Below are 4,773 nucleotides of genomic sequence, written 5' to 3' on the forward strand. Positions count from 1 at the left end.
CGGTAAACGTTCGTCCGGTTGAGGCTGAGCCTCCTCTCAGCCGCACGCCCTCAGGCATACGGCCCCCGTGTCACCTGTAACCCTAGAACACACCGTGGCCAAAAGTCAGTTCTGGCCCTCTCCCAGGGAATCCAGCAAAAGGGCCTCGGTGATGATGTTGTCGACCAGCCCCTGCAGGGAGATGGACTCATTTGGGCTGTGGGCGTTGGACTGGGGATCCTCGGGGCCGGTCACCAGGACCTGGGCCTCAGGGAATAGCCGCTTGAGCTCGGGAATGAAGGGGATGGATCCGCCCTCGCCCTTGTTGACCGGGTCGCGTCCAAAGGCCTGCCGCATGGCCTCCTCAGCCTGCTTGACTACCGGGCTTTCGGCATCCATGGCCCATCCCATGCCCAAGCCGCTAGGGGTGACCTCCACTTTGGCCCCTTGGGGTGCATGGGCGACCAGAAAATCAGTCAGGGCCTGTACGGCCTGTTCGGGCCGCTGGGTGGGCGCGGTGCGCAGGGAAATGCGGAAGCGGGTCTTGTCGGCCAGCACGTTGAAGGAGCCCTCCACCGGGTGGGCATCGAAGCCAATCACCGCCGCTGCCGGCTTGGTCCAGAGACGGGATGCCAGGGAGTCGGTTCCAGCCAGCCGGTAGGAGTCCACCACACCGGCATCTGAACGCAGCTGGGCCTGGTCCAGGTCACGCTGCAGGCCGCCGATAGGCTGGCCGCCCTCCAGGCCGGGCACCGCAAGCTGACCCTGGTCGTCATACATGGAGGCGATCAGCATGGCAGCCAAAGTGTTGGCATCCAAAATAGGCCCGCCGAACTGGCCGGAGTGGACCGGATGCTCCAGGGCTGTGACCGTGACATCCAGGTCCGCATTCCCTCGCAGAGAGGTGGTCAGGCTTGGGGTGTCCGCCGACCAGTTGCCCGAGTCAGCCACGATGATCAGATCCGAGGCGAAGTCGTCCCGATGAGCCTGAAGGAAGGGGATGAAGCTTTGCGAGCCCATCTCCTCCTCCCCCTCAATAAAGACCTTGACGTTGACGCGCAGGTCCTTGCCCAAGGCATGCAAGGCACCCGAGTGGATGGCAATACCGCCTCCGTCGTCGGCCGACCCACGTCCGTAGAGCCGTCCCTCCTTCTCCACACCGGTAAAGGGATCAGTGGACCACTGGGAGGGATCGGGCACCGGCTGCACATCGTGATGAGCATAGAGCAGGACAGTCGGAGCATTGGGATTCACTTGACGGGATCCGATGACCTCGAAGGCACCCGGAGTCCCGTCAGGATTGGTGGCCTGGACCACATGGGCGTCCACACCCACCTGCCGCAGCTGTCCGGCCACATAGTCGGCTGAGCGCCGCATGTGATCCCCGGTGATTCCCTTGGCTGAAACCGAGGCCAGGGCGATCTTGTCCTTGAGCAGATCGACGACCCGGCTCTCATCGTCCTGAACACGTGTGCGGATCGTTTCCAGGCCCAGCTTTGCCATCGCTACCTCCTGTGATTGCTTGTGAATCAATGCTTGCGAGTCTAGGCGTCACCGTAACCTGTTCGCATGACATGGAACCCCTTCTCACGCAAGGATCGACGGGACAAAGAGGCTGAGGCGGACCAGGCCGCCTCTGCTGCAGAGGTACGAGGCAAGGGACGCCCCACACCCAAGCGCAAGCAGGCCGAGGCAAGGAACCTGCGTCCGCTGGTCCCCAAGGACCGCAAGGCCTCACGCAAGGCCGCCAAGGCCCGGATCCGAGCCCGTGAGGATGCCCAGTATGAGGCCATGAGGACCGGCGACATCGACCACATGCCCAAGTCGGAGCGCCTGCCCTGGAGAATCTACATCCGCGACTATGTGGACGCCCGCTTCAATCTGCTGGAATGGATCTTCCCGGCCATCATCCTCATGTTCGTGGCCACCCTGATGGGCATGTTCGTAGGTCCGAAATATTATGCCACATTCACCATGGTGGTGACCATTCTTCTATACGGCTACCTGATCGTGGCCCTGGTCGATACCTGGCTGATGTGGCGCAAACTCAAGCGCCTGCTGATCGACAAATTCGGCGAGCGCTCGGTAGCCAAGGGATCACGCTCGGCCTCCTATGCCTGGCAGCGGGCCATGATGGTCCGGCGGTGGCGGGTCCCCAAGCCCAACCAGAGCAAGCGTGGGCACTGGCCCAAGTGACAGTCGAGTGTTTTTGATGTTCCGGCCTGTGGTCGGTCACGCCGCCCGGTTCCTCTTGAGGTTCCGGGCGGTTTTCGTATTCGCTCCACATTCTGCGAATGGTCTTCATTCTCCCAGCCTGTACCGCTAGCATGGATTGTTATGCAGCAATCGATCAACCAAGCCGGCACGGAGTCTCTTGACCCTTGGGATGCCGACAGCCGCCAGTACGACACCATCATCATCGGATCCGGCCCGGGGGGCTATGCCACGGCCCTGCGCACGGCAGAGCTGGGCGGACGGGTGGCCCTGGTCGAACAGGATCCTGTGGTTGGTGGCGTCTGCCTGAACCGGGGATGCATCCCCACCAAGGCTCTGCTGACCGCCACCCAGGTTCTGGAACAGGCCGACCTCGGAGCCGCCATGGGCATCAATATCGAGTCGGCCAACATCGACTACCAGAAGCTCCAGGATTATCAGGACCGGATGGTGGATGCCATGACCGGGGGCCTGTCGAGTCTTTTGAAGCAACGCGGCATCACTGTGGTGCATGGCCATGGCACCATCGTCGGCGACGGTCTGGTAGAAGTGACTGACGATGACGGCAATCGAACACGCCTGACCACCTGCGATACCATCCTGGCCACCGGTTCTCATGCCAGGGCCCTGGAAGAACTCCCCTTCGATGATCTGGTCATTGACACTGACCGGGCCCTGACCCTCAAGCCCTTCCCCCGACGCGCCTTGATTATTGGATCAGGGGCTGTGGCCCTGGAATTCGCCACCATTTGGAATCAAGCCGGTTGTCAGGTGACCCTGATGGTCAGACGGGACCGGGTGCTCTCCCACTGGGGTCGCCGGACCGGGCAGATTATGACCCGGGAGCTGGAGCGTCAGGGAATTCAGATCATTACTCATGCCCGCTGCTCGGGCGGTCACCGTCTACCCGCTGATGGAGGCATTCAGGTCGACTACCAGCCAACGGATGACAAGGGCCAGGCGGGAGCAATCGAAACTGATCTGGTCTTGGTGGCCATCGGCAGGGATCCCAATACTGACCCCGAGCACATGAAGGAGCTGGGCATTGACCTGGACGAACATGGCCAGGTCCTGACCGACTCTCAGGGGCGCACCAGCCGTGATCGGGTCTGGGCCCTGGGGGACATCACCCCGGGTCACCATCTGGCCCACAGGGCCTTCCAACAGGGCATCACCCTGGCTGATGCCGCCTCCGGTCTGGACCCCGAGCCGGTCAACGAGGCCACCATTCCCCGCGTGGTCTTCTCCTCCCCCCAGGCCGCAGCTGTGGGCTTCAGCCGTCAGGAAGCCGAGGACGATCCATCGCTGAACCAGGTCAGGGAGACCATCTACCCTATGATGTCCAACTCGCGCATGCGCATGAGCGGCATGCAGGGCACCCTCAGCCTGATCACCGCCTGCCAAGCCACCGACATGGAGAAGCAGATAGTGGTCGGTCTGGAGATGGTCTCCCCCCAAGCCTCCGAGAATATTGCCGAGGCTCAGCAGCTGGTGGGCAACCAGATTCCCCTGCACCGGGCAGCCGGGCTCATCCACCCCCATCCCACCTTCTCGGAAGCCATTGGAGAGGCCCTGCTCAAGGCTGACGGCAGACCCCTGAATATGCGTTAGGCATGCGGTAGACTGGTCAACCAGTGAACGTTTCCGAGTGAGGATGGCATGGCTACAGAGGACACCAAGGGCAAAAAGGCAAAAAAGAAGAACAGCACGATCAGTCAGATCGTCAAAATCTATCAATTTACTCACGCAGAGGACAAGGCCCTTCCCTGGCTGCTGGCCGCGGCCATCCTGGTGCCCACACTGATAGCAGTCGTGATCTGCCTGCTGGCCCACTTCGGCTGGTTGTCCTGGATTCTGACCGTGCTTCTAGGCATTATGGTCGGCCTGCTCCTGGCCACCATGACCCTGACCAGGCGCTCCGACAGGGTCGGCTACGCCAAGATGGAGGGCCGTCCAGGCGCTGCCGCCGCCGTGCTGAGCAGCATCTCCAAGGCAGGCTTCTCCTTCCCCCAGGAACCCGTCTGGATCGATGCCAAGACCAAGGACGCCGTCTGGAGGGGCACCGGCCGCACCGGGGTCTACCTGATAGCCGAGGGCGACTACAACCGTGTCAACAAGGCCATGAACCGCGAAGAGGAGAAGATCCGCCGCATCACCCGCGGATCGGCCATCCCCATCTACCGCATCAGCGTGGGCCACGGCCCTGACCAGGTCCCGCTCAACAAGCTCCAGCGCACCGTGATCAAGAAGAAGATCAAGCTGACACCCACTGAGCTGGAGACCCTCAACGACCGGCTGGTCACCCTGCAAAAGCGGCAGAGCGCCTTGGGGATGCCCAAGGGCATCGATCCGACCAAGATACACGTCAGCCGCAAGGCCATGCGCGGACGCTGATGTTTTTGAAGGCCCCGGTCTCTCCCCAAGGGAGGCGCCGGGACCTTCGCATGAAACACCCCCGTAACCTCAGCGGCGCATTACCGAAAAAAGCGGTCCCCTAGACTGAGTGACCGTTACGGTTTTCCAGGAAAGGAGCAGTTCAGTGAGAGAACTGAAATCAAAGGCCGATTGCGAAGCTGTGAT

General features: G+C 61.9%; 4 protein-coding genes. 3 read left to right on the forward strand and 1 reads right to left on the reverse strand.

The annotated features are described in order from the left end of the window. Positions 1-105 precede the first annotated feature (105 nt). Positions 106-1,482, reverse strand: coding sequence for a dipeptidase (locus AC0AP0_RS09175; RefSeq protein WP_490430243.1), 1,377 nt, complete (start codon positions 1,480-1,482; stop codon positions 106-108). A 66-nt stretch (positions 1,483-1,548) separates the two neighbouring features. On the opposite strand from AC0AP0_RS09175, the gene AC0AP0_RS09180 reads away from it, so the two are divergent. From AC0AP0_RS09180 to AC0AP0_RS09190, 3 genes are all read left to right on the forward strand, one after another. Further along, positions 1,549-2,175: a DUF3043 domain-containing protein gene (locus AC0AP0_RS09180; protein WP_046323086.1), complete on the forward strand. Its 627-nt coding sequence runs from the start codon at positions 1,549-1,551 to the stop codon at positions 2,173-2,175. Between the two features lie 141 nt (positions 2,176-2,316). Beyond that, positions 2,317-3,804 (forward strand): dihydrolipoyl dehydrogenase family protein, encoded by a 1,488-nt coding sequence (locus AC0AP0_RS09185; RefSeq protein WP_490430244.1) that lies wholly within the window; start codon positions 2,317-2,319, stop codon positions 3,802-3,804. 48 nt (positions 3,805-3,852) lie between these two features. Further along, positions 3,853-4,587, forward strand: a complete 735-nt coding sequence (locus tag AC0AP0_RS09190) for a DUF4191 domain-containing protein (RefSeq protein WP_110425462.1) — start codon at positions 3,853-3,855, stop codon at positions 4,585-4,587. The last annotated feature ends 186 nt before the right edge of the window (positions 4,588-4,773 follow it).

This window comes from Bifidobacterium sp. POST2/T3 (B1), assembly GCF_058197115.1.